At 71.8% G+C, this 23,118-nt stretch carries 23 protein-coding genes; 16 read left to right on the plus strand and 7 right to left on the minus strand.

What is annotated here, in order from left to right:
* Positions 1-45: 45 nt before the first annotated feature.
* Positions 46-1,374 (minus strand): DUF2252 domain-containing protein, encoded by a 1,329-nt coding sequence (locus tag ACZ5GP_RS04920; RefSeq protein ID WP_468749421.1) that lies wholly within the window; start codon positions 1,372-1,374, stop codon positions 46-48.
* A gap of 180 nt (positions 1,375-1,554) precedes the next feature.
* On the opposite strand from ACZ5GP_RS04920, the gene dnaE reads away from it, so the two are divergent.
* Positions 1,555-5,097, plus strand: a complete 3,543-nt coding sequence (gene dnaE / locus ACZ5GP_RS04925) for a DNA polymerase III subunit alpha (protein WP_468749422.1) — start codon at positions 1,555-1,557, stop codon at positions 5,095-5,097.
* Positions 5,098-5,216: 119 nt separating this feature from the next.
* Here the strand turns inward: dnaE and ACZ5GP_RS04930 are convergent, their stop codons facing one another.
* Positions 5,217-5,396, minus strand: coding sequence for a hypothetical protein (locus ACZ5GP_RS04930; RefSeq protein WP_468749423.1), 180 nt, complete (start codon positions 5,394-5,396; stop codon positions 5,217-5,219).
* A 337-nt stretch (positions 5,397-5,733) separates the two neighbouring features.
* Here ACZ5GP_RS04930 and ACZ5GP_RS04935 point away from each other — a divergent pair, with 337 nt between their 5' ends.
* The 4 genes from ACZ5GP_RS04935 to ACZ5GP_RS04950 all read left to right on the plus strand — a co-directional run bounded on the left by ACZ5GP_RS04935 (position 5,734) and on the right by ACZ5GP_RS04950 (position 9,917).
* Entirely contained in the window at positions 5,734-6,984 is a 1,251-nt protein-coding gene (locus tag ACZ5GP_RS04935; RefSeq protein WP_468749424.1) for an NYN domain-containing protein, read from the plus strand.
* A 63-nt stretch (positions 6,985-7,047) separates the two neighbouring features.
* The gene (locus tag ACZ5GP_RS04940; protein ID WP_468749425.1) at positions 7,048-8,082 is read left to right on the plus strand and encodes an ABC transporter ATP-binding protein; all 1,035 of its coding nucleotides are present in this window, start codon (positions 7,048-7,050) and stop codon (positions 8,080-8,082) included.
* A 349-nt stretch (positions 8,083-8,431) separates the two neighbouring features.
* Positions 8,432-9,256, plus strand: coding sequence for an ABC transporter permease (locus tag ACZ5GP_RS04945; RefSeq protein WP_468749426.1), 825 nt, complete (start codon positions 8,432-8,434; stop codon positions 9,254-9,256).
* Between the two features lie 34 nt (positions 9,257-9,290).
* Positions 9,291-9,917, plus strand: a complete 627-nt coding sequence (locus ACZ5GP_RS04950) for a DUF2567 domain-containing protein (protein WP_468749427.1) — start codon at positions 9,291-9,293, stop codon at positions 9,915-9,917.
* A 156-nt stretch (positions 9,918-10,073) separates the two neighbouring features.
* Here the strand turns inward: ACZ5GP_RS04950 and ybaK are convergent, their stop codons facing one another.
* The 4 genes from ybaK to ACZ5GP_RS04970 all read right to left on the minus strand — a co-directional run bounded on the left by ybaK (position 10,074) and on the right by ACZ5GP_RS04970 (position 14,034).
* Positions 10,074-10,571 carry a Cys-tRNA(Pro) deacylase gene (gene ybaK / locus ACZ5GP_RS04955; protein WP_468749428.1) on the minus strand — a complete coding sequence of 166 codons (498 nt, stop codon included), beginning with the start codon at positions 10,569-10,571 and terminating at the stop codon, positions 10,074-10,076.
* A 30-nt stretch (positions 10,572-10,601) separates the two neighbouring features.
* Entirely contained in the window at positions 10,602-11,348 is a 747-nt protein-coding gene (locus tag ACZ5GP_RS04960; RefSeq protein WP_468749429.1) for an LON peptidase substrate-binding domain-containing protein, read from the minus strand.
* Between the two features lie 2 nt (positions 11,349-11,350).
* Positions 11,351-12,322: a hypothetical protein gene (locus ACZ5GP_RS04965; protein WP_468749683.1), complete on the minus strand. Its 972-nt coding sequence runs from the start codon at positions 12,320-12,322 to the stop codon at positions 11,351-11,353.
* Between the two features lie 197 nt (positions 12,323-12,519).
* Positions 12,520-14,034 carry an oxidoreductase gene (locus ACZ5GP_RS04970; RefSeq protein WP_468749684.1) on the minus strand — a complete coding sequence of 505 codons (1,515 nt, stop codon included), beginning with the start codon at positions 14,032-14,034 and terminating at the stop codon, positions 12,520-12,522.
* A gap of 235 nt (positions 14,035-14,269) precedes the next feature.
* Here ACZ5GP_RS04970 and hisD point away from each other — a divergent pair, with 235 nt between their 5' ends.
* The 10 genes from hisD to ACZ5GP_RS05020 all read left to right on the plus strand — a co-directional run bounded on the left by hisD (position 14,270) and on the right by ACZ5GP_RS05020 (position 21,997).
* On the plus strand, positions 14,270-15,628 hold the full coding sequence (gene hisD, locus ACZ5GP_RS04975) for a histidinol dehydrogenase (RefSeq protein ID WP_468749430.1): 1,359 nt from the start codon (positions 14,270-14,272) through the stop codon (positions 15,626-15,628).
* Positions 15,607-16,737, plus strand: coding sequence for a histidinol-phosphate transaminase (locus ACZ5GP_RS04980; protein WP_468749431.1), 1,131 nt, complete (start codon positions 15,607-15,609; stop codon positions 16,735-16,737). Before hisD ends, ACZ5GP_RS04980 begins: the two co-directional genes overlap by 22 nt.
* Positions 16,734-17,327 carry an imidazoleglycerol-phosphate dehydratase HisB gene (hisB, locus tag ACZ5GP_RS04985; protein ID WP_030783956.1) on the plus strand — a complete coding sequence of 198 codons (594 nt, stop codon included), beginning with the start codon at positions 16,734-16,736 and terminating at the stop codon, positions 17,325-17,327. The genes ACZ5GP_RS04980 and hisB overlap by 4 nt, the downstream gene beginning before the upstream one ends.
* Positions 17,328-17,330: 3 nt before the next feature.
* Complete coding sequence (locus ACZ5GP_RS04990; protein ID WP_468749432.1) at positions 17,331-17,495, plus strand: hypothetical protein; 165 nt, start codon at positions 17,331-17,333, stop codon at positions 17,493-17,495.
* Between the two features lie 16 nt (positions 17,496-17,511).
* Positions 17,512-18,153: an imidazole glycerol phosphate synthase subunit HisH gene (hisH, locus tag ACZ5GP_RS04995; protein WP_468749433.1), complete on the plus strand. Its 642-nt coding sequence runs from the start codon at positions 17,512-17,514 to the stop codon at positions 18,151-18,153.
* Positions 18,150-18,878 (plus strand): bifunctional 1-(5-phosphoribosyl)-5-((5-phosphoribosylamino)methylideneamino)imidazole-4-carboxamide isomerase/phosphoribosylanthranilate isomerase PriA, encoded by a 729-nt coding sequence (gene priA, locus ACZ5GP_RS05000; protein WP_468749434.1) that lies wholly within the window; start codon positions 18,150-18,152, stop codon positions 18,876-18,878. Before hisH ends, priA begins: the two co-directional genes overlap by 4 nt.
* Positions 18,875-19,285 (plus strand): RidA family protein, encoded by a 411-nt coding sequence (locus ACZ5GP_RS05005; protein ID WP_468749435.1) that lies wholly within the window; start codon positions 18,875-18,877, stop codon positions 19,283-19,285. Before priA ends, ACZ5GP_RS05005 begins: the two co-directional genes overlap by 4 nt.
* On the plus strand, positions 19,282-20,037 hold the full coding sequence (gene hisF / locus ACZ5GP_RS05010) for an imidazole glycerol phosphate synthase subunit HisF (RefSeq protein ID WP_468749436.1): 756 nt from the start codon (positions 19,282-19,284) through the stop codon (positions 20,035-20,037). The genes ACZ5GP_RS05005 and hisF overlap by 4 nt, the downstream gene beginning before the upstream one ends.
* A gap of 77 nt (positions 20,038-20,114) precedes the next feature.
* Entirely contained in the window at positions 20,115-20,720 is a 606-nt protein-coding gene (locus ACZ5GP_RS05015; RefSeq protein ID WP_468749437.1) for a helix-turn-helix domain-containing protein, read from the plus strand.
* An 11-nt stretch (positions 20,721-20,731) separates the two neighbouring features.
* Complete coding sequence (locus tag ACZ5GP_RS05020) at positions 20,732-21,997, plus strand: MFS transporter (protein ID WP_468749438.1); 1,266 nt, start codon at positions 20,732-20,734, stop codon at positions 21,995-21,997.
* Between the two features lie 10 nt (positions 21,998-22,007).
* Here the strand turns inward: ACZ5GP_RS05020 and ACZ5GP_RS05025 are convergent, their stop codons facing one another.
* The gene (locus tag ACZ5GP_RS05025; RefSeq protein ID WP_468749439.1) at positions 22,008-22,643 is read right to left on the minus strand and encodes a TIGR03085 family metal-binding protein; all 636 of its coding nucleotides are present in this window, start codon (positions 22,641-22,643) and stop codon (positions 22,008-22,010) included.
* 82 nt (positions 22,644-22,725) lie between these two features.
* On the opposite strand from ACZ5GP_RS05025, the gene hisI reads away from it, so the two are divergent.
* On the plus strand, positions 22,726-23,112 hold the full coding sequence (hisI, locus tag ACZ5GP_RS05030; protein WP_468749440.1) for a phosphoribosyl-AMP cyclohydrolase: 387 nt from the start codon (positions 22,726-22,728) through the stop codon (positions 23,110-23,112).
* Positions 23,113-23,118 lie beyond the last annotated feature (6 nt).

The following is a 23,118-nucleotide window of genomic DNA, read 5'->3' on the forward strand; positions in this document are numbered from 1 at the left end:
GGTCCCTAAAGGGTCCCTAAGAGTTCCGCAGCGGGCCGCGGTGGCTCACAGGCCCGGGATGCGGCCGTTGCGGAACAGGTCGACGAAGATCTGGTGGTCGCCGCGGGCGCGTGCGCCGTAGCTGTGCGCGAAGTCGACGAGCAGGTCCCCGAAGCCGTCCTCGTCGGCCGCGATAGCGGCGTCGATGGCGCGCTCCGTGGAGAAGGGCACCAGCTCCGAGTGGCCGCTCTCGTCGTCCGCCGCGGCGTGCATCGTGGCCGTGGCGCGGCCGAGGTCCGCGACGACCAGGGAGATCTCCTCCAGGTCGTCGATGTCCGACCAGTCCAGGTCGACCGCGTAGGGCGACACCTCGGCGACGAGCTGCCCGGCGCCGTCCAGCTCGGTCCAGCCCAGCCACGGGTCGGCGTGCGCCTGCAGGGCGCGCTGGGAGATGACGGTGCGGTGCCCCTCGTGCTGGAAGTAGCCGCGCACCGCCGGGTCCGTGATGTGCCGCGAGACCGCCGGGGTCTGCGCCTGCTTGAGGTAGATCACGACGTCGTTCTCCAGGGCGTCGCTGTTGCCCTCCAGGAGGATGTTGTACGAGGGCAGGCCCGCGGAGCCGATGCCGATGCCGCGCCGGCCCACGACGTCCTTGACGCGGTAGGAGTCGGGGCGGGTCAGCGAGGAGTCCGGGAGCGTCTCCAGATAGCCGTCGAAGGCCGCGAGGACCTTGTAGCGGGTGGCGGCGTCCAGCTCGATGGAGCCGCCGCCGGGCGCGAAGCGGCGCTCGAAGTCGCGGATCTCGGTCATCGAGTCGAGCAGCCCGAACCGGGTCAGGGAGCGCGCGTCGCGCAGGGCGTCCAGGAGGGGGCCCTGCGCGGTGTCCAGCGTGAAGGGCGGCACCTCGTCGCTCTTGGCGCCCGTCGCCAGGTCGTGGATCCGCTCGCGGTACGCCGCGGCGCAGATCCGCACCAGGTCGGAGATCTGCTCGTCGCTGAGCGCCTTCGAGTAGCCGATCAGGGCCAGGGAGGCGGCGAGGCGCTTCAGGTCCCAGGTGAAGGGGCCGACGTAGGCCTCGTCGAAGTCGTTCACGTTGAAGATCAGACGGCCCTGGGCGTCCATGTACGTGCCGAAGTTCTCGGCGTGCAGGTCGCCGTGGATCCACACCCGGCCCGTACGCTCGTCCAGGTACGGCCCGCCGTGCTGCTCGCGCCCGAGGTCGGCGTAGAACAGGCAGGCCGTGCCGCGGTAGAACGCGAAGGCGGAGGAGGCCATCTTCCGGAACTTGACCCGGAAAGCGGCGGGGTCCGCGGCAAGCAGCTCGCCGAACGCGGTGCCGAAGACGGCGAGGATCTGCTCGCCGCGCTCATCGGCCGTGGGCTGCGGGACGGACATCGCGGGGTGCCTCCTGGTGCGGGGTGGGGCGGTGACATTTGGGACAGGTTCCCGACCGGTCCAACGCACGACGGTACCCCCGAGTGCCCGTCGGCTGTCACTGCCGCGGATTAGACTTCCCCGCTGTCCCCCCGGACCGCCCGCAGCCCTTCACCGACCGTCTCCCGGAGGCCTCCCACCGTGACCAAGCCGCCCTTCACGCACCTGCACGTGCACACCCAGTACTCGCTGCTTGACGGTGCCGCGCGGCTCAAGGACATGTTCAACGCCTGCAATGAGATGGGCATGACGCACATCGCCATGTCCGACCACGGCAACCTGCACGGCGCCTACGACTTCTTCCACTCGGCGCAGAAGGCGGGCGTGACGCCGATCATCGGGATCGAGGCGTACGTGGCGCCGGAGTCGCGGCGCAACAAGCGGAAGATCCAGTGGGGCCAGCCGCACCAGAAGCGCGACGACGTGTCCGGTTCGGGTGGTTACACCCACAAGACGATCTGGGCGGCGAACAAGACGGGCCTGCACAACCTCTTCCGGCTCTCCTCGGACGCGTACGCGGAGGGCTGGCTCCAGAAGTGGCCCCGCATGGACAAGGAGACGATCTCCCAGTGGTCGGAGGGGCTGATCGCCTCCACCGGCTGCCCCTCGGGCGAGCTCCAGACCAGGCTGCGGCTCGGCCAGTTCGACGAGGCGCTGAAGTCCGCCGCGGAGTACCAGGACATCTTCGGCAAGGACCGGTACTTCCTGGAGCTGATGGACCACGGCATCGAGATCGAGCGCCGGGTCCGCGACGGACTCCTGGAGATCGGCAAGAAGCTCGGCATCCCGCCCCTGGTGACGAACGACTCGCACTACACGTACGCGCACGAGTCGACCGCCCACGACGCCCTGCTCTGCATCCAGACCGGCAAGAACCTCTCGGACCCGGACCGCTTCCGCTTCGACGGCACGGGCTACTACCTGAAGTCGACCGACGAGATGTACGCCATCGACTCCTCGGACGCCTGGCAGGAGGGCTGCCGCAACACGCTCCTGGTCGCCGAGCAGATCGACACCACGGGCATGTTCGAAAAGCGCGACCTGATGCCGAAGTTCGACATCCCCGAGGGCTTCACCGAGGTCACCTGGTTCCAGGAGGAGGTCCGCCGCGGCATGGAGCGCCGCTACCCGGCCGGCATCCCCGAGGACCGCCAGAAGCAGGCCGAGTACGAGATGGACATCATCATCCAGATGGGGTTCCCGGGGTACTTCCTGGTCGTCGCGGACTTCATCATGTGGGCCAAGAACAACGGCATCGCGGTGGGCCCCGGCCGAGGCTCCGCGGCCGGCTCGATCGTCGCGTACGCCATGGGCATCACCGACCTCGACCCGATCACGCACGGCCTGATCTTCGAGCGGTTCCTCAACCCCGAGCGCGTCTCCATGCCCGACGTCGACATCGACTTCGACGAGCGCAGGCGCGTCGAGGTGATCAGGTACGTGACGGAGAAGTACGGCGCCGACAAGGTCGCCATGATCGGCACGTACGGAAAGATCAAGGCGAAGAACGCCATCAAGGACTCCGCGCGCGTGCTCGGATATCCGTACGCCATGGGTGACCGCCTGACCAAGGCGATGCCCGCCGACGTCCTCGGCAAGGGCATCGACCTCTCCGGCATCACCGACCCCAAGCACCCGCGCTACAGCGAGGCGGGCGAGATCCGGGGGATGTACGAGAACGAGCCGGACGTGAAGAAGGTCATCGACACCGCCAAGGGCGTGGAGGGCCTGGTCCGGCAGATGGGCGTGCACGCGGCCGGCGTGATCATGTCCAGTGAGCCGATCGTGGACCACGCGCCGATCTGGGTGCGCCACACCGACGGCGTGACGATCACGCAGTGGGACTACCCCCAGTGCGAGTCGCTCGGCCTGCTCAAGATGGACTTCCTGGGCCTGCGCAACCTCACCATCATGGACGACGCCGTCAAGATGGTGAAGGCGAACAAGGGCGTCGAGCTGGAGATGCTCTCCCTGCCGCTCGACGACCCGAAGACCTTCGAACTGCTCTGCCGCGGCGACACGCTCGGCGTCTTCCAGTTCGACGGTGGCCCGATGCGCTCCCTGCTGCGCCAGATGCAGCCCGACAACTTCGAGGACATTTCCGCCGTCTCGGCCCTGTACCGGCCGGGCCCGATGGGCATGAACTCGCACACGAACTACGCCGAGCGCAAGAACGGCCGCCAGGAGATCACGCCGATCCACCCGGAGCTCGAAGAGCCCCTGAAGGAGACGCTGGGCCTGACCTACGGCCTCATCGTGTACCAGGAGCAGGTGCAGAAGGCCGCCCAGATCGTCGCGGGCTACAGCCTCGGCGAAGCCGACATCCTGCGCCGCGTGATGGGCAAGAAGAAGCCCGAGGAGCTGGAGAAGAACTTCGTCCTCTTCCAGGCGGGCGCCCGGAAGAACGGCTACTCCGACGAGGCCATCCAGGCCCTGTGGGACGTCCTGGTCCCCTTCGCCGGCTACGCGTTCAACAAGGCGCACTCCTCCGCGTACGGCCTGGTCACCTACTGGACCGCCTACCTGAAGGCGAACTACCCGGCCGAGTACATGGCCGCGCTGCTCACCTCGGTGAAGGACGACAAGGACAAGTCGGCCGTCTATCTGAACGAGTGCCGGCGCATGGGCATCAAGGTGCTCCCGCCGAACGTGAACGAGTCCGTGCACAACTTCGCCGCCCAGGGCGACGACGTGATCCTCTTCGGCCTGGAGGCGGTCCGCAACGTCGGTACGAACGTGGTGGAGTCGATCATCCGCTCGCGCAAGGCGAAGGGGAAGTTCACCTCGTTCCCCGACTACCTCGACAAGGTCGAGGCGGCCGCCTGCAACAAGCGCACCACCGAGTCGCTCATCAAGGCGGGCGCGTTCGACACGATGGGGCACACCCGCAAGGGTCTGACCGCGCAGTACGAACCGATGATCGACAACGTCGTGGCGGTCAAGAGGAAGGAAGCCGAGGGCCAGTTCGACCTCTTCGGCGGGATGGGCGACGAGAACGCCGGCGACGAGCCGGGCTTCGGGCTCGACGTGGAGTTCTCCGAGGACGAGTGGGAGAAGACCTACCTGCTCGCCCAGGAGCGGGAGATGCTCGGCCTGTACGTCTCCGACCACCCCCTCTTCGGCCTGGAGCACGTCCTGTCCGACAAGGCCGACGCGGGCATCGGGCAGCTCACCGGGGGCGACTTCTCCGACGGGTCGGTGGTCACCATCGGCGGCATCATCTCGGGCCTCCAGCGCAAGATGACCAAGCAGGGCAACGCCTGGGCCATCGCCACGGTGGAGGACCTCGCGGGCTCCATCGAGTGCATGTTCTTCCCGGCGACCTACCAGCTGGTGTCGACCCAACTCGTCGAGGACGCGGTCGTCTTCGTCAAGGGGCGCCTCGACAAGCGCGAGGACGTGCCGCGGCTGGTCGCGATGGAGCTCCAGGTCCCCGACCTGTCGAACGCGGGCACCAACGCGCCCGTGGTGATCACCATCCCGACCGTCAAGGTGAGCCCGCCGATGGTGACCCGCCTCGGTGAGGTCCTCAGCCACCACCGCGGCAACAGCGAGGTGCGGATCAAGCTCCAGGGGGCGCAGAAGACCACCGTGCTGCGGCTCGACCGGCACCGCGTGAAGCCGGACCCGGCCCTCTTCGGCGATCTGAAGGTGCTGCTCGGCCCGTCCTGCCTGGCGGGCTGAGGCAGAGGCCGCCCGGCGGGCCGGAGCAGGAGCGGGCTCGGCGGGCCGAGCCGGGGCTCGACAGGGCATGAGGGGCGCACCCGCAGTGGGTGCGCCCCTCATGTGTGCCTCGATGTGCGTCAGTTGTGGCCGAAGCGGCGCTGGTGCTTACGGGCAACATCAGCGGGGCTGCCCTGAGCCTGCGACTCCATCGGCGACTGGGCCTCGACGGCGGCCGACTTGGCCTGCTCCGATGCCCGCTCGGCCGCCGAGGCGCGGTTCTCCTGGCTGCCCTGCTTGCGATTCTTGTTCTTGGCCATGGTGATCTTCCTCCTGAGGGGGACCTGGGGGCCATGACGCGATCAGGTTCACATACGCCGACAAGCCGCGCATTTCGGGCAATTACCGTGTGTAATAAGGCCCGCCTCCACGAGATGCGCCCATACGCCACGCCGAAGATCGAGTTCCGGCCGTTAACCTCCGCCAGGTCGGGCAGACTCGAAGCGAACCCGACGTGGCCCCGCACCCGCACCCCTGACTCGTTTCCGTCACAGGGTGTGTTCGTGGGCCACCGAGGGAACGTCCAGGAACCTCCGGGCACTTTTCAGGGACTTCCGCCGAAGGCCGGAGAACCTCCAGGGAAAGAGGGTGGATCGCGTGGACCGCTGCATCGTCCTGGTGGACGCCGGGTATCTGCTGGGTGCCGCCGCGAGTCTCCTCGCGGGGGAACCCTCCAGGTCCCGGATCACCGTCGACCACTCCGCCCTGATCCGGGGGCTGCGCGAACGCGCGGAAGCCGACACCGAGCGCCCGCTGCTGCGCATCTACTGGTTCGACGGGGCGCCCGACCGCGTGCCCCAGCCCGAGCACCGGCGCCTGCGCGTCATGCCGCGCGTGACCGTGCGGCTCGGCGCCCTGACCCGCAGCGACGGGCGATGGGCGCAAAAGGGCGTGGACGCCGCCATGCACGCCGAGCTGACCGAGCTGGCCCGCAACCGCGCCTGCTCCGACATCGTGCTCGTGACCGGCGACGGCGACCTGCTGCCGGGCATGATGGCCGCCAAGGAGCACGGCGTCGCCGTCCACCTGTGGGCGGTCCAGGCCGCCGACGGCGACTACAACCAGTCCGAGGACCTGGTCGCCGAGGCCGACGAGCGGCGCGTGCTCGACCGGGCGTGGATCACCAAGGCCGTACGCCCCAAGGAGCTCTCCGGCATCTGCGGCGCCCCGCCGCCCGCGCCGCGCCCCGAGATCGCCGCGATCCTCTCCGCGCCGCTCCCGGAGTCCGCCCTCGCCGCCGCCGCGCAGCGCGCCGAGGAGGAGGCGACCGCCACCCCCGCGCCGAACGGCGACACCCCGCCCAACGGCCGCGAGGCCGGCGAGCACCGCGGCCCCTCGGGCAAGGGCGTGCCCACCCCCAAGGACCTGGCCGCCCTGCGCGGCCCCGGCACCCAGACCGCGCAGCACCCCACGAACGCGACGCTGCGGTGGTCCTCCGACAAGGGCTGGGTCGAACGGCCCGGCGGCGCCCCCGAGGGCCCCGAGGCCGCCGCCCTGCCGACGCTCGCCCAGCTGACCACGGCCGAGCAGCGCTGGGCCGACCGCGAGGAGGACATCACCACCGTCGGCGGCGACCCCTACGAGGTCGGACAGGTGTTCGCCCGGCGGTGGACGGCCCGCCTCCCCGAACAGCACAACCTCCAGAAACTGTCCACGATGTACCCGCGCATCCCGCACCGCATCGACGGCGAGCTGCTGCGCTACGCCGCGCGGTTCGGCCTGCTCGCCCACAAGGACGACCAGATCGACGAACACGACCGGTACGCGATCCGGGCCGGCTTCTGGCGGGAGATCGACGGACGGACGGCCACCGAGCACGCCCCCGCGGGGGACCGGGCAGGTGACTGATACGGGGCGTACGGGGCGCCCCGGGCGTCATCTCGCCCCGTGGACCCCGTAGGCTCGTCCTTCGTGAGTACGCGCCCGGCACCGGCAGTCCGACAGGGACTCCGTCAGGAACACGGCAGCGACGCCGTCTGCGCGGTGCGCGACCTGGTCAAGACCTACCCCGCGGCCCGCGGCAGGCGCGGCAGGCCCGCGACGCCCGAGGTCCGCGCCAGCGACGGCATCTGCCTCACGGTGCGGCGCGGCGAGATCTTCGGTCTGCTCGGCCCCAACGGCGCCGGCAAATCCACTCTCGTACGCCAGCTGACCGGGCTCATGCGGCCCGACAGCGGCGCTGTCGACATCCTCGGGCACGACATCGTGCGCCACCCCGAGCGGGCCGCGCGGATCCTCGCCTACCTCGGACAGGAGTCCACCGCGCTGGACGAACTGACGGTGTCGCTCGCCGTCGAGACGACCGCGCGGCTGCGGGGGCTCGACGTGCGCCGGGCCCGGGCCGAGCGGGACGCGGTCCTGACGGAGCTGGCGCTCACGGGGCTGGCCGCGCGGCCGCTGAAGAAGCTCTCCGGCGGGCAGCGGCGGCTCGCCTGCTTCGCCACCGCGCTGGTGGGGGAGCGGCCGCTGCTCGTCCTGGACGAGCCGACCACCGGGATGGACCCCGTCGCGCGGCGTGCCGTGTGGGCGGCGATCGACCGGCGTCGGGCCGAGCGGGGGACGACGGTGCTGCTCGTCACGCACAACGTCATCGAGGCGGAGACCGTCCTCGACCGGGTCGCCGTCCTCGACCGGGGGCGGGTCATCGCCTGCGACACCCCGGCCGGGCTCAAGGAGAAGGTCGCCGACGAGGTGCGGGTGGAGCTGGTGTGGCGGGAGCGAGCGCCGATCGGCGTCCCCGAGGTGGCCGCGCTCCGCTCCCTCGCCGTCGAGTCGGGGCGGCGGTGGTCCTTGCGGCTCGCGCCCGATGAGGCTCGGGCGGCTGTCGCGGCGGTTACTGGCGGGGTCGCCTTTGGGGCGTTGGATGACTTCACCGTGGCTACGGCCAGTCTTGAGGACGTCTATCTCGCGTTGGGTGGGAGTGGGCGGGGGTTGGTGAAGGCGTGACGGTGGGTTCGGGTTCTGGTTCCCATTCGGGTTCTTGTTCTGGTTCGGCTGTGGGTTCTTGTGCCGGTTCGTGGGGGTGTGGCTGTGCCGCCGCTTCGCGGCGGATGTCGCCCACCCACCCACCCGTTTGCCCGGCGTCGAGTCGCCGGGCGGGGGTGGGTCGGGTTTCGCCCGCGTCGAGTGGCGGGGCGGGGGCTCGTGGGGTTTGGCGGGTGTCGAGTGGCGGGGCCAGGGCTCGTGGGGTTTCGTCCGTGTCGAGTGGCGGGGCCAGGGCTCGTGGGGTTTGGTCGGCGTCGCTTCGCGGGGTGGGGGCTCGCGGGGGCGCGGCTCTGTGTGGGAAGGGTGTTCGGTGAGCGCGGTTCCTCTGGAGGTTGCCGTGCGGGGCGACAGTGTGCACGCGGGGCAGGATGTCGAAGGGTCCGCGGTGCTCGGGCCGCGGGCCCGGCTGCTGCCGGCGCTCGCCGCCGTCTACCGGGCCCAGCTCTCCCGCGCGCGGGTCGCCCGGATGCCGCTGCTCTTCGTGGCGACCTTCCAGTCCGTCGGCATCATGATCCTGATGCGCGGCGTCGTCGACGGCGGCGGCGAGGCCCGTGCGGTCGTCGCCGGGTCCTCCGTGCTCGTCGTCGCGTTCGTCGCGCTCAACCTGCTCGCGCAGTACTTCGGCCGGCTCCGGGCCGACGGCGGCCTCGACCACTACGCCACGCTGCCCGTGCCGCCCGCCTCCGTGGTGCTGGGCGCGGCGGCCGCGTACGCCTCCTTCACCGTGCCCGGCACCCTCGTCACGGCGATCGTCGGATGCGGGCTCTTCGGGCTGCCGCTGACCCACCTGTGGGTGCTCGTCGCGGTGATCCCGCTGGCCGGCGCCGCACTCGCGGGCCTCGGCGCCGCGCTGGGGCTGCTCGCGCCGCGGCCCGAACTGGCCACCCTCCTCGGCCAGCTGGGCATGTCGGCGGCGCTGCTGCTCGGCGTGCTGCCGGCCGAGCGGATGCCGCCGCTGCTCCAGTACGCGCGCGACCTGCTGCCGTCCACGTACGGAGTGGAGGCCTTCGCTCGTACGTTCGATCCGGATCCGGACTGGGTCGTCGTCGCCCTCGATCTGGCGGTCTGTGCGGGGGTCGGCGTCGCCTCGCTCGCGGCCGCCACGTGGGCGTACCGCCGGGCGGCCGTCCGGTGACGCGCCGCACAGGGAGTACTGGCACGATGTGTGGGTGACCGCACCGCTGACTCCCTCCCAACCGCCGCACGACCGACCCGCGCACGACCCCTGGCAGGTACCCGCGCAGCCGTACGGAGCGCTGCCCCCGTACGGTCACGAGGAGGACGGGCCCGGCATGAAGAAGGAACTGCTGCAGGCCGCGGCGATCATGGTCGTGGTGGTTCTCGGCGGCTTGGTGCTCGGTGCGCTGTGGATCTGGATGGCGCCACGCATCCCGCTCATCTCGGACGGCGAGGCGGTGTACCTCAAGGACACCGAGGGCGAGCAGGCGATCGGTGTCGACGGAACGTTCACTCTGCTCTCGCTCGCCTTCGGCGCCGTCAGTGGCGTCGCCGCCTTCCTGGTGCGCAGGAGCGGGGGCGTGCCGATGGTCGCGGGGCTCGCGGTGGGCAGCCTGCTGGGCGCCCTGCTGGCCTGGAAGCTCGGGAGCCTGCTCGGACCCGACACGGACGTCGTCGCGCACGCCAAGGCGGTCGGCAAGGGCGTCGTCTTCAACGCGCCCCTGCAACTCAAGGCCAAGGGCACCCTCCTCACCTGGCCGGTGGCCGCGCTGGCCGTCCACCTCGGCCTCACCGCCCTGTTCGGACCGCGCGACCCGGACCCGTACCCGCTGGCCTAGGCGGGGCGCCTGCCGTGGTCGGCCCCGTGCTTCTTCGTCCGCCGCCTGCGCATGCGCGTCTTCTTCGACATGCCTGGGTCACTGGTTCCGCCGTCACTGGTCCCGCCCCGCACCGCTGTGGGGAAGACTTTCACGCCGTACGGGCAGGCGGAGGCCTCACGCCCTGCCGATGGGCGCAAGCACCGCTTCCGTGAGCTTCGCCAGGTCGTCCGGCGCCAGCTCGACCTCCAGGCCGCGACGGCCCGCGGAGACGTGGATGGTGGCGTGGGCCGACGCCGAGTCGTCCAGGACCGTGCGCAGCTTCTTGCGCTGGCCCAGCGGGGAGATGCCGCCCCGCACATAGCCCGTGGTGCGTTCGGCGGCCGCCGGGTCGGCCATCACCGCGCGCTTGCCGTGGACCGCGGCGGCCAGCGCCTTCAGGTCCAGGGAACCCGCGACCGGCACGACGGCCACGGTCAGCTCGCCGTCCACCTCCGCGACCAGGGTCTTGAACACGCGGTCGGGCGGGACGCCCATGGCCTGCGCGGCCTCCTCGCCGTACGAGGTCCGGGCGGGGTCGTGCTCGTAGGAGTGCACCGTGAAGGCGGTGCCCGCCGCGGTGAGCGCCACCGTCGCCGGGGTGCCGGCCGCCTGCTTCTTCTGCTTCTTCGCCAAGGTGCTCGCCTTACCTCGCTCGGCCGTGGATCAGTTGAGGCTGGTCGTCCCGCGCGTCAGCTCCGTCGCGGGCAGTGACGGCAGATTGCGGATGATCGCGGTCTCCGCGCGCAGCAGTCCCAGTTCGTCGCGCAGCCGCGAGGCGGTGTCCGGTGCCTCCAGGAGCCGCTGCTTCGTCGGGGTGTCCAGGACCGCCGCGGCGGCGACCAGATACGAGACCACGGACGGCTCGTCCGGCAGCTCGGCGCCCGTCGTCAGCGACCGCTCCCGCGCCCCGGCCAGCCGCTTCTGATAGGAGCGGAAGGCGCGCAGGACGCCGTCGGCGAGCGTGCCCGCCCCCTCGCCCAGCTCCTCCGGCACCTCCTCGACCTCGGCGGTCAGGTAGGCCCCGGAGGCCTCGATCGATGCGATGCGCACGCGCGTCGTACCGGTGGCCAACACCTCGAAGCCGCCGTCGGCGCGCTCCCTGATCGTCGCCGCGTCCGCCACGCAGCCGACGGCGTGGAAGGCCTTGAGGGGGTCGTCGCCGAAGCCGGCGGCGGGCCCGTGCTCGGGCAGCGCGGTCTGGTCGGGGAGGCCGGGCGCGCTCGGCGCCACCTCCAGGCCGTCGCGGATGGCGACGACGACGAACTGGCGCTGCTCCTCCTCGGGGGTCTTGAGCAGGTCGCGCATCATGGCGCGATAGCGCTCCTCGAAGACGTTCAGCGGCAGCACGAGGCCGGGGAACAGCACCGAGTTGAGCGGAAAGAGCGGAAGCCGGATGGTCACGACCGGCAAGCCTAATGCTCGCCGGCGCCGGCGCGTCCGCGCGGCGGCCGCAGAGGCGTCGTCGAGGCCACTTCTATCCGCACGCCGTCGCGCAGCTCCAGGAACTGGCCCAGTGGATCGTCGGCCATCCGGTCCCAGGGGAAGGACGTCGCGTAGGGGCCGATCAGGCGCAGCTGTTCCAGGGCGTCCTCCCAGCGTTCCAGGCGGACCAGGACGTAGGTGAGGAGGTTGCGGACCTCGGCGGGCCAGGGGTCGCGGGCCTCGTACTCGCGGGACAGCCCGATCGCGAGGTCGGCCGCCGCGTCCAGGCGCCGGCGGGGCACTTTCCCCGAGGGGCTGGTGAGGTAGGCGAAGGCGGCCCGCGCCGGGAGAACCTGTATCAGTGAGCCGGGCAGCGCGTCCGCGGCGGCGCGCTCGGCGAAGTCGAAGCACTCGCGGTGCGAGCCGTACCAGGCGGCCGACAGGTACTGCAGGGCCGAGGCGTGGCATCCGTAGTGGTACGAGGAGCGGCGCACCGCCTGTGCCCACAGCTGTTCGAAGACGGTGTGCGGGGCGTGTGTGCCCCGCGCGTGGTCCAGGGCGATCCGCCAGGGCACCGGGTCGCGCGGGTCGGCCTCGGCGGCGGCGGCGAGCAGCGGGCTCATCTCGCGCAGCAGCTCGGCGCGGGCCGGGGACTCCCAGCCGCGCACGACCGCCAGTTCGGCCTTGACGAGCAGGGCGTCCGGGTCGTGCGGGGACGCCTCCAGCCAGTCGTCGAACCACTCCGGGCGGGAGCGGGCGAAGGCGGCGAGCCGGGTGGTGTAGCGGTCGCGGTTCTCCCACTCGGCGGCCTCGCGGGTGGTGGCGAGCAGCTTGGCCGCCGGGCCGTGATCGCCCCGGCCCGCGGCGACGAGCGCGGGGGCCAGCTGCTCGTCGGGCACGTCGAGGAGCACCTCCTCGTCCGGCGGCAGGCCGGCGGCGAGCCGCGGGGTGTGCCGGAGCATGCGGGCGGTCCGGACGAAGGCACGCAGCACCCGTGCCCTCCTTTGCCTCGACCGGCGCCGCTCGTGCGGGGGCCGGTCACCGTCGTGGTCGCTCAATCGGTCGCCCGATTGCTGGTTCGCAGGAAGGACGGCCATCGGACGGAGAAGGTTGCCCACGACCCGGTAACGGTTCGGCCGCCACCCGCCCCCACCCCCTCTCAGTTGCGGCGCAGCAGGCGCGTGGCACCCGCTGCCACCGTCGTCGCCAGGACCCAGCCGAGCAGGATCAGCGCCGTCGAGAACCACTGCCAGCCGCCGCGCAGCTGCCAGTAGCTCTCCTGGCCCAGGTCGATCACGGGCAGCAGCAGGTCGAGGGAGAAGAGCGCCGGGTTCCAGTGCGGGTGTTCGCCCGGTTTGATCGCCGGGTGGTCGGCGTGCGAGAAGGCCACCGCGCTGATCGCCCACAGCACGGCCATCCACACCGCCGCCCGGCCCGGCCGGTAGCCGTACGCGACCGTCCAGTCCTGCGCGTACCCCCACAGCTTGGCCGCCAGCGGCAGCGTCTCGCGGCGTCTGCGCTGTTTGGCGAGGAGGACCTCGCGGGCGTCGGCGTCCTCGCCGCCGTTGCGCAGGACGGCGGCGAGCTTCTCGTACGGCTCCGGGTTGTACTCGGCGGTCGCGGCCGCCACCCAGCTCAGCCGCCGGGCGAGCGGGAAACTGCCCTGCGGGACGAGGTTCTCGTAGGTGAAGCCGCCCATCTGGAGGCCGCCGGGACCGGGCCAGCTCGCCGCCCGGTCGATGAGGTTGACGACCTTGGCGCCGGACAGGACGACCTTGCCGCGCGCCGGCGCCTCGCCGAGGAACCGCAGCTCGGGCGTCTGCACACGGCGCAGCGAGATCTCCTGGTCGTTCTGGAGCGTGAAGCGGGTCGCCGCGAAGTCGATCGCGTCACCGAAGCGGCCGTCGTCGAGCCGGATGCCGCCCTCGCACTCGAAGCGCTGCACGCGGGTGCCGCGCGCCGGCGTCGTGCCGCTGGTCTGCGGCGGGTTGCCGACTGCCGCCGGGGTTAAATACAGCGTTCGTTCCACTGTGAGCTGCGGTGCGTTGAGCGCGTACCGCCCGTACTGGTTGATCAGCCGGCTGCCGCGCAGGCTCAGCGAGACGCCGACCTTCGCGCCGCGCATGCTCAGCTCGCCGTGCGACTCCATCATCTCGGCCTGGAGGTCCTGCCCGACGGTGAGCCCGTCGCCGGTGATGGAGCGGCTGCGCCGGTCGCGGTAGACCACCACCTGGTTCAGGAGCAGGTCCGTGCCGATCTGGGCGTCCGTGAGGCGGATGCCGTTGTGCACCCGGCAGCGCGGCAGGTGCAGGTCGCCCTCCGTGTGCAGCCGGGCCGCCTCCAGGCGTGGGATCGAGCAGTCGACGAGCCGCAGCGTCGCGAAGCGGGTCTCCGGCAGGAGCACCTCCTTCTCGAAGCGGCAGTGCTTCATCTCCGTGTACGGCACGACGGTGCCGCCCGCGAGATCGAGCACGTCGGTGATCTGCACGCCCGCCAGCTTCAGCGAGGAGACGCGGCCCGCGAGCGCGGGCGGCCCGTCCAACAGCAGCCAGCACACGATGCGCGCCCGGACGCTGCGCTCGGGGCCCCAGGGGTGGCCGCCGTGCGGATCGTCCACCGCGGCGTCACCGGACCTGAGGTCGTAGACACTGCCGTTGCGGAAGGCCTGCCACATGCCGATCTCCGCGGCGGTCAGCCCGTCCGGCGGATCGCCGGCACCGGCGTCGTCGACCACTGCTGTCTTCCTCCCCGTCGCGGTGCGCCCATGCCTCGCGCACCTGCCTCGTACATCTGTTTCATGCCCGCTCCGTGACCGGCTGAACGCCTGGGGTGAACGGGCCACGCGAGATCTATATCAGCCAGTGATACGGGCGACCGACGTCGAAAGAAGGTCTGAGAGAATTGGCCATGTGATCTCTCGAATCGATCTGCGCGGCGACGCCCTCACGGAATTTCCGTCGGGGTCCGCCCTTCGCGCCCTGCTGCCCCGTGCCGACTTCGACGTCGCGGCCGCCCTGGAGAAGGTGCGGCCCATCTGCGAAGACGTGCATCATCGCGGCGACGCGGCGCTGATCGAGTACGCGGAGAAATTCGACGGCGTCCGGCTCGACCAGGTGCGGGTGCCCGCCGCCGCGCTCCAGGAGGCCCTGGCCGGTCTCGACCCCGCCGTGCGCGAGGCCCTGGAGGAGTCGATCCGCCGCGCCCGCGCCGTCCACCGCGAGCAGCGCCGCGCCCCGCACACCGTGCAGGTCGTGCCCGGCGGCAAGGTCACCGAGAAGTGGGTGCCGGTCGAGCGCGTCGGGCTCTACGCCCCCGGCGGCCGGTCCGTCTACCCCTCGTCCGTGATCATGAACGCCGTGCCGGCGCAGGAGGCGGGCGTCGCGTCGATGGCCCTCGCCTCGCCGCCCCAGGCCGACTTCGGCGGGCTCCCGCACCCCACGATCCTCGCCGCCTGCGCGCTCCTCGGCATCGACGAGGTGTACGCGGTCGGCGGCGCCCAGGCGGTCGCGATGTTCGCGTACGGCACCGCGACCTGCGCCCCGGCGAACATGGTCACCGGCCCCGGCAACATCTGGGTCGCCGCCGCCAAGCGCTACTTCACCGGCCGCATCGGCATCGACACCGAGGCCGGCCCGACCGAGATCGCGGTCCTCGCCGACGACACCGCCGACCCGGCGCACGTCGCGTCCGACCTGATCAGCCAGGCCGAGCACGACCCGCTCGCCGCCGCCGTCCTCGTCACGGACTCCGTGGCGCTCGCGGACGCCGTCGAGAAGGAGCTGGCGCCGCAGGTCGCCGCCACCAAGCACGTCGAGGACCGGATCGTGCCCGCACTCCAGGGCCGCCAGTCCGCGATCGTGCTGGTCGACGGCCTGGAAGAGGGCCTGCGGGTCGTCGACGCGTACGGCGCCGAGCACCTGGAGATCCAGACCGCCGACGCCGCCGCCGTCGCCGACCGCGTGCAGAACGCGGGCGCGATCTTCGTCGGCCCGTGGGCGCCCGTCTCCCTCGGCGACTACTGCGCGGGCTCCAACCACGTCCTGCCGACGGGCGGCTGCGCCTGCCACTCCTCGGGCCTGTCCGTCCAGTCGTTCCTGCGCGGCATCCACATCGTGGACTACACCCGCGAGGCCCTCGCCGACGTCGCCCACCACGTCGTGACGCTCGCCGAGGCCGAGGACCTGCCCGCGCACGGGGCGGCCGTCAAGGCGCGTTTTGCCGAAGGCGAACAAAATTGGCACAGCGGATGGCAGGTGCCGGGCCGGTGAGCGACGTACGCATCGACGACCTGCCCGTCCGCGACGAGCTGCGCGGCAAGTCCCCCTACGGGGCGCCCCAGCTCGACGTACCGGTGCGCCTGAACACCAACGAGAACCCCTACCCGCTGCCCGAGCCGCTCGTCGAGCGCATCGCCGAGCGGGTCCGCGAGGCCGCCCGCGACCTCAACCGCTACCCCGACCGGGACGCGGTCGAGCTGCGCACCGAACTCGCGCGCTACCTCACCCGCACCACCGGCCACGAGGTCGCCCTCGCCAACGTCTGGGCCGCCAACGGCTCCAACGAGGTCATCCAGCAACTCCTGCAGACCTTCGGCGGCCCCGGCAGGACGGCCATCGGCTTCGAGCCCTCGTACTCGATGCACGGCCTGATCGCGCGCGGCACCGGCACCACCTGGCTCTCGGGCCCCCGCCACGACGACTTCACCGTCGACGTGGCGGCGGCCACCGAGGCCATCGCCGAGCACCGGCCGGACGTCGTCTTCGTGACGACGCCCAACAACCCCACCGGCACCGCCGTGCCCGCCGAGACGGTCCTCGCCCTCTACGAGGCCGCGCAGGCCGCCAAGCCGTCCATGGTCGTCGTGGACGAGGCGTACGTGGAATTCAGCCACGGCGACTCGCTGCTCCCGCTGATCGACGGACGGCCGAACCTCGTCGTCTCGCGGACCATGTCCAAGGCCTTCGGCGCCGCCGGACTGCGCCTCGGCTACCTCGCCGCCCACCCCGCGGTGGTCGACGCCGTGCAGCTGGTGCGCCTGCCGTACCACCTGTCGGCCGTCACCCAGGCCACCGCGCTCGCCGCCCTGGAGCACACCGACACGCTCCTGAAGTACGTGGAGCAGCTCAAGGCCGAGCGCGACCGCCTGGTCACCGAGCTGCGCGCGCTGGGCTACGAGGTGACCGACTCCGACGCCAACTTCGTCCAGTTCGGACGGTTCCCCGACGCCCACGAGGTGTGGCAGCGGATCCTCGACCGGGGCGTCCTGGTCCGGGACAACGGCGTACCGGGGTGGCTGCGGGTCACCGCGGGAACCCCGGCCGAAAACGACGCGTTCCTCGATGCGGTACGCGAACTCAAGAAGGAGCACGGCGCATGAGCCGCGTAGGACGGGTCGAACGGACCACCAAGGAGACGTCGGTCGTCGTGGAGATCGACCTCGACGGCACCGGAAAGGTCGACGTGTCGACCGGGGTCGGCTTCTACGACCACATGCTCGACCAGCTCGGCCGGCACGGCCTGTTCGACCTCACGGTCAAGACCGAGGGCGACCTGCACATCGACTCCCACCACACCATCGAGGACACCGCGCTCGCGCTCGGCGCCGCCTTCAAGCAGGCCCTCGGCGACAAGGTGGGCATCTACCGCTTCGGCAACTGCACGGTCCCGCTGGACGAGTCGCTCGCCCAGGTGACGGTCGACCTCTCCGGGCGCCCCTACCTCGTGCACACCGAGCCCGAGAAGATGGCGCCGATGATCGGCGAGTACGACACGACGATGACCCGGCACATCCTGGAGTCCTTCGTCGCGCAGGCGCAGATCGCCCTGCACGTCCACGTGCCGTACGGGCGCAACGCCCACCACATCGTGGAGTGCCAGTTCAAGGCCCTCGCCCGGGCCCTGCGGTACGCGTCCGAGCGGGACCCGCGCGCGGCCGGCATCCTGCCCTCCACGAAGGGCGCGCTGTAACCCATGACCGGCCTCAACACCATCCTCATCGTCGTCGGTCTCTTCCTGATCGGCGGCGTCATCTCCTTCGTCAAGCAGGGGATGCCCAAGAGCCTCATCACGCTGCTGTCCATCGCCGCGGTGATGTGTCTGGCGGCGGGCATCCTGCGACTCGACTACTGGAACTGACGGGGGCGTACGACAGATGAGCACTCCCAAGAAGGTCGTCGTCTTCGACTACGGCTTCGGCAACGTCCGCTCCGCCGAGCGCGCCCTCGCGCGCGCGGGAGCCGACGTCGAGATCACCCGCGACTACGACAGGGCCATGAACGCCGACGGCCTCCTCGTGCCCGGCGTCGGCGCCTTCGCCGCCTGCATGCGGGGCCTGAAGGAAGCGCGCGGCGACTGGATCGTCGGGCGGCGCCTTGCCGGTGGCCGCCCGGTGATGGGCATCTGCGTGGGCATGCAGATCCTCTTCGAACGTGGCATCGAGCACGGTGTGGAGACCGAGGGCCTGGACGAGTGGCCCGGCACGGTCGAGCCGCTGAAGGCCGAGATCGTCCCGCACATGGGCTGGAACACCGTCGAGACCCCGGCGGGATCCACGCTCTTCAAGGGCCTGGACGACGACGCCCGCTTCTACTTCGTGCACTCCTACGCGGTGCACCACTGGTCCCTCGACGTCGCGAACCCGGCGATGCGCGCCCCGCACGTCACCTGGTCCACGCACGGCGAACCCTTCGTGGCGGCCGTGGAGAACGGCGCCCTGTGTGCCACGCAGTTCCACCCCGAGAAGTCCGGCGACGCCGGCGCCCAGCTCCTCACCAACTGGATCGGAACCCTGTGAGCATCCTCGAACTCCTTCCCGCCGTCGACGTCCGCGACGGCCAGGCCGTACGCCTCGTCCACGGCGAGTCCGGCTCGGAGACCTCCTACGGCTCCCCGCTGGAGGCCGCCCTCGCCTGGCAGCGGTCGGGCGCCGAGTGGCTGCACCTGGTCGACCTGGACGCCGCGTTCGGCACGGGTGACAACCGGGGCCTCATCGCCGAGGTCGCCGGCGCCATGGACATCAAGGTGGAGCTGTCCGGCGGCATCCGCGACGACGCCTCGCTGGCCGCCGCCCTCGCCACCGGCTGCACCCGCGTCAACCTCGGCACCGCCGCCCTGGAGACCCCCGAGTGGGTCGCCAAGGTCATCGCCGAGCACGGCGACAAGATCGCGGTCGGCCTCGACGTACGCGGTACGACGCTTCGCGGCCGCGGCTGGACCCGCGACGGCGGCGACCTCTACGAGACGCTGGCGCGCCTGGACTCCGAGGGCTGCGCGCGCTACGTGGTCACCGACATCGCCAAGGACGGCACGCTCCAGGGCCCCAACCTGGAGCTGCTGCGCGACGTGTGCGCGGCCACGGACCGCCCGGTGGTCGCCTCCGGCGGCGTGAGCAGCCTGGACGACCTGCGCGCGATCTCCGAGCTCGTCCCGCTCGGCGTCGAGGGCGCGATCGTCGGCAAGGCGCTGTACGCGAAGGCGTTCACGCTGGAAGAGGCGCTCGCCGCGGTGGCGTCGTCATGAGCGACGTCGTACGCCGCGTCGGCTCGGGCGGCCCGTGGGAGGAGGCCATCGGCTACTCACGTGCCGTCGCCCTGCCGAACGGTCTCGTCCTGGTCTCCGGCTGCACGTCCGTGGTGAACGGCGCGATCGAGGCCGGCACCCCCTACGAGCAGACCCGCAACGCCTTCCAGGTCGCCTTCGACGCCCTCGGGCAACTCGGCCTCGGCCGGGAGCACGTCGTGCGCACCCGCATGTACCTCACGCACGCGCGCGACGTGGAGGACGTGGGCCGTGCCCACAAGGAACTCTTCGACGCCGTCCGCCCGGCCGCCTCGATGCTGATCGTCTCCGGGTTCGTCGACCCGAGCCTGGTCGTGGAGGTCGAGGTGGAGGCGTACGCCCCCGAGACCGGGGGAGAGGCGCGATGACCCTCTCCGTACGCGTGATCCCCTGCCTCGACGTGGACAACGGCCGCGTCGTCAAGGGCGTCAACTTCCAGAACCTGCGCGACGCGGGCGACCCCGTCGAGATGGCCAAGGTGTACGACGCCGAGGGCGCCGACGAGCTGACGTTCCTGGACATCACCGCCTCTTCCGGCAACCGCGAGACGACCTACGACGTGGTCCGCCGCACCGCCGAGCAGGTCTTCATCCCGCTCACGGTCGGCGGCGGCGTCCGCACCGCCGAGGACGTCGACAAGCTGCTGCGCGCGGGCGCGGACAAGGTCGGCGTGAACACGGCGGCGATCGCCCGCCCCGACCTGATCCGCGAGATCGCCGAGCGATTCGGCCGGCAGGTGCTCGTCCTGTCCGTGGACGCGCGCCGCACCCCGTCCGGCTCCTTCGAGGTGACGACGCACGGCGGCCGGAAGTCGGCCGGCCTCGACGCCGTCGAATGGGCGCACCGGGCCGCCGAGTTGGGCGCCGGCGAGATCCTGCTCAACTCGATGGACGCCGACGGCACCAAGGACGGCTACGACATCGAGATGATCTCGGCCGTGCGCAAGCACGTCACGGTGCCGGTCATCGCCTCCGGCGGTGCGGGCCGCCTGGAGCACTTCCCCCCGGCCGTCGCGGCGGGCGCGGACGCGGTCCTCGCGGCATCGGTCTTCCACTTCGGCGACCTGCGGATCGGCGAGGTCAAGGAAACCCTGCGGGAGGCCGGACACCCGGTGCGCTAGCCAGCGGGCCTGATCTGCGAAAGAAAAGTTGCGCAATTTATATTGCGCAACTTTTCTTTCGTACCTACGGTGAGGTCATGGACGACGCTCAGGAGCCCTCGCCCCGCCCCAGCCGCCGCATCACCGACGTCGGCACGCTCAAGGCCTTCGGCCACCCCCTGCGGATGAAGCTGTACGGCGCCGTGCGGGTGGCCGGACCCGCGACCGCCTCGCAGCTCGCCGCGCAGGTCGACGAGGCCGTCTCGCTCGTCAGCTACCACCTGCGCAAACTCGCCGAGCACGGCCTGATCGAAGAGGCCGAGGCGCGCAGCGCGGACGCGCGGGAGCGGTGGTGGCAGGCCGCGCAGGACACCCTGAGCTTCCGGCACGAGGACTTCAAGGACACCCCCGAGGGCGTGGCCACCCACACGGCCGTCATCCGCGGCCTGATCGCCCACCGCAACGAGCAGTACGAGACCTACCTCGACCAGCAGGCGGCCTGGGGCGAGCAGTGGCGCAGGGCGGCGGACCAGTCGGACTTCCTGGCCCGGCTCAACCCGGCCGAACTCACCGCCCTCACCGCGGAGATCCACGCCCTGGTCAAGACGTACGAGGAGCGCGGCAAGGCCGCCGAGGCGGCGGGCGACACCGAGGACCGCGAGAACGTCGCCGTCCACCTCTCCAGCTTCCCGTTCCGGACCTGAGGGGCCGACCCATGACCACCACCGGCTTACGCCCGGCCCCGGTCGGCGTCGAGCGCCCCGCCCACCGCGACGGCAACGTCCTGCGCTGGCTGAGCGCCTACACCGCCTCGATGGTCGGCGACAGCGTCTACTTCGTGGCCCTGTCCTGGGCGGCCACCCGCACCGGCAGCCCCGCGCAGGCGGGCCTGGTCCTCGCCGTGGGAGCCGTGCCGCGCGCCGCCCTCATGCTCGGCGGCGGGGTCGTCGCCGACCGGTTCGGGCCGCGCCGCGTCGTCATCGCCAGCGACACCGTCCGGTGCCTGGTGATCCTCGGCGTGGCCGCGCTGCTCCTCCTCACCGCCCCCGGCATCTGGGTCCTGACCCTGGTCGCCCTGGTTTTCGGTGCCGTGGACGCGCTGTTCCTGCCCAGCGTCGGCACACTGCCGGCCCGCATCACCGCGCCGGGGCAGCTCGCCCGGGTGCAGGGCATGCGCGGGGTCGCGGCCCGCGTCGCCACGGTGGCCGGCGGCCCGCTGGGCGGCCTCGCGGTCGCCACGGGCGGCTCATCCGCGGCGTTCGGGGCGGCCGGCCTCCTCTTCGCGGTGTCCCTCGCGCTGCTGCTCGCCGTACGGGTGGGGGAGTTGCCCGGGGACGGGGCGAGGGGCCAGGAGACCGGCGGACGGTTCGGGGGCGCGGGAAAGGAGTTGGGCGACGGCCTGCGCTACATCCGGGGCCACCGCGTCCTCGCCCCGCTGATGCTCGTGACCGCCGTCATCGAGCTGGGCTTCGCGGGACCCGCGAACATCGGGCTCGTACTGCTCGCCGAGGAGCGCGGCTGGGGCGCTTCGGGGCAGGGCTGGATCCTCGCCGGCTTCGGCGTCGGCGCCGGGCTCGCCTCGCTGCTGCTCGCCGTGCGGGGCCGCGTGCCCCGCGCCGGAACCGTGCTGTCCCTCGCGGCCCTGCCGGGCACGGCCGCCCTCGCCGCACTCGGCCTCGTGCCCTCGGTGGCGGGCGCCGTCGTGGCCGCGGTCCTCCTGGGGATGCTGATCGGGCTGAGCGGCGCCCTGTGCGGGGCGCTGGCCCAGACCGTCACCGACCCCGCCTATTTGGGCCGCGTCACCGCGGTGGGCAGCCTCTTCACCCTCGGCATCGCCCCGCTCACCTACCCCGCGGTGGGCGCCGCGATCGGGGCGTGGGGCGTCGAGGCCGTGTTCGCCGGCTGCGCGGCGCTCAGCGCGGCCGGGGGCGTGCTCGGCCTCTGCTCACGCCCCCTGCGCCGCGCCGAACTCCCGCGCTGAGACGGCTTCCTCAGAGCCCCAGCTGCTTCGTCTCGTGCAGGGCGGCGATCGCGTTCTTGTCGCCGTCCAGGGACACGTCGGCGACGTCTTGGCGGCCGTACGCGAAGAGCAGCAGCTCGGACGGTTCGCCCGTCGCCGTCACCACCGGGGTGCCCCGGTGGGCCACCGCCGTCTGGCCGTTCGGGCGGCGGAGCACCAGGCCCACCGGGGCCTTGCGGCCCAGCAGCCGGGCCGTGCGCTCCAGCCGGGACCACAGGGCGTCAGAGAAGACCGGGTCGAGGTCGCGCGGGGCCCAGCCGGGCCGCGCGCGGCGCACGTCCTCGGAGTGGATGTAGAACTCGACGGCGTTCGACGCCTCGTCCACCTGCTTGAGGTTGAAGGGCGAGAACCGCGGCGGTCCCGTTCTGATCAGCTGGATCAGCTCCTCGTACGGTTTGGCGGCGAACTCGGCCTGCACCCGCTCCAGGCGCCCCGCCAGCTGCTTGATGAGCAGCCCGCCCGCGGCGTCCGCGCGGCGCTCGCGCACCACGACGTGGGCCGCGAGGTCCCGGGTCCGCCAGCCCTCGCAGAGGGTCGGCGCCTCGGGGCCCTCCGCCTCCAACAGGTCGGCGAGGAGAAGTCGTTCACGCTTCGCATGGGTCGACATACCGGCAAGCCTACGGCCCTCCCCCCGGTCCGGACAGTGGACGCGCACCGGCCCGGCCGCCCCGGCGCGGCACAATGGGCGCATGACCAGCGTGCCCCCGCCCAGCAGCGGCCTCGACCCGGAGATCGCCGCGCGCCTCAAGCGCAGCCCAGACGGGCTCCTGCCCGCCATCGCCCAGCAGTACGACACCGGTGAGGTGCTGATGCTCGGCTGGATGGACGACGAGGCGCTGCACCGCACCCTCACCACCGGGCGCTGCACCTACTGGTCGCGCAGCCGCCAGGAGTACTGGGTCAAGGGCGACACCTCCGGACACGTCCAGCACGTCAAGGAGGTCGCCCTGGACTGCGACGCGGACACCGTCCTCGTCCAGGTCGACCAGGTCGGCGCCGCCTGCCACACGGGCACCCGCACCTGCTTCGACTCCGACGTGCTGCCGCTGGCCGGCGTACCGGCCCGCGGTCAGTAGGGTCTG

The organism is Streptomyces sp. NPDC031466 (assembly GCF_055581265.1).

What these genes read in the sequence shown, in the direction of transcription:
- ACZ5GP_RS04920 (WP_468749421.1), bottom strand. Translation starts at nt 1,374, where the DNA reads ATGTCCGTCCCGCAGCCCACGGCCGATGAGCGCGGCGAGCAGATCCTC.
- ACZ5GP_RS04930 (WP_468749423.1), bottom strand. Translation starts at nt 5,396, where the DNA reads ATGGCCAAGAACAAGAATCGCAAGCAGGGCAGCCAGGAGAACCGCGCC.
- ACZ5GP_RS04965 (WP_468749683.1), bottom strand. Translation starts at nt 12,322, where the DNA reads ATGCTCCGGCACACCCCGCGGCTCGCCGCCGGCCTGCCGCCGGACGAG.
- ACZ5GP_RS04970 (WP_468749684.1), bottom strand. Translation starts at nt 14,034, where the DNA reads ATGTGGCAGGCCTTCCGCAACGGCAGTGTCTACGACCTCAGGTCCGGT.
- ACZ5GP_RS04980 (WP_468749431.1), top strand. Translation starts at nt 15,607, where the DNA reads ATGGCAGGTGCCGGGCCGGTGAGCGACGTACGCATCGACGACCTGCCC.
- hisB (WP_030783956.1), top strand. Translation starts at nt 16,734, where the DNA reads ATGAGCCGCGTAGGACGGGTCGAACGGACCACCAAGGAGACGTCGGTC.
- ACZ5GP_RS04990 (WP_468749432.1), top strand. Translation starts at nt 17,331, where the DNA reads ATGACCGGCCTCAACACCATCCTCATCGTCGTCGGTCTCTTCCTGATC.
- hisH (WP_468749433.1), top strand. Translation starts at nt 17,512, where the DNA reads ATGAGCACTCCCAAGAAGGTCGTCGTCTTCGACTACGGCTTCGGCAAC.
- ACZ5GP_RS05005 (WP_468749435.1), top strand. Translation starts at nt 18,875, where the DNA reads ATGAGCGACGTCGTACGCCGCGTCGGCTCGGGCGGCCCGTGGGAGGAG.
- hisF (WP_468749436.1), top strand. Translation starts at nt 19,282, where the DNA reads ATGACCCTCTCCGTACGCGTGATCCCCTGCCTCGACGTGGACAACGGC.
- ACZ5GP_RS05015 (WP_468749437.1), top strand. Translation starts at nt 20,115, where the DNA reads ATGGACGACGCTCAGGAGCCCTCGCCCCGCCCCAGCCGCCGCATCACC.
- ACZ5GP_RS05020 (WP_468749438.1), top strand. Translation starts at nt 20,732, where the DNA reads ATGACCACCACCGGCTTACGCCCGGCCCCGGTCGGCGTCGAGCGCCCC.
- ACZ5GP_RS05025 (WP_468749439.1), bottom strand. Translation starts at nt 22,643, where the DNA reads ATGTCGACCCATGCGAAGCGTGAACGACTTCTCCTCGCCGACCTGTTG.
- hisI (WP_468749440.1), top strand. Translation starts at nt 22,726, where the DNA reads ATGACCAGCGTGCCCCCGCCCAGCAGCGGCCTCGACCCGGAGATCGCC.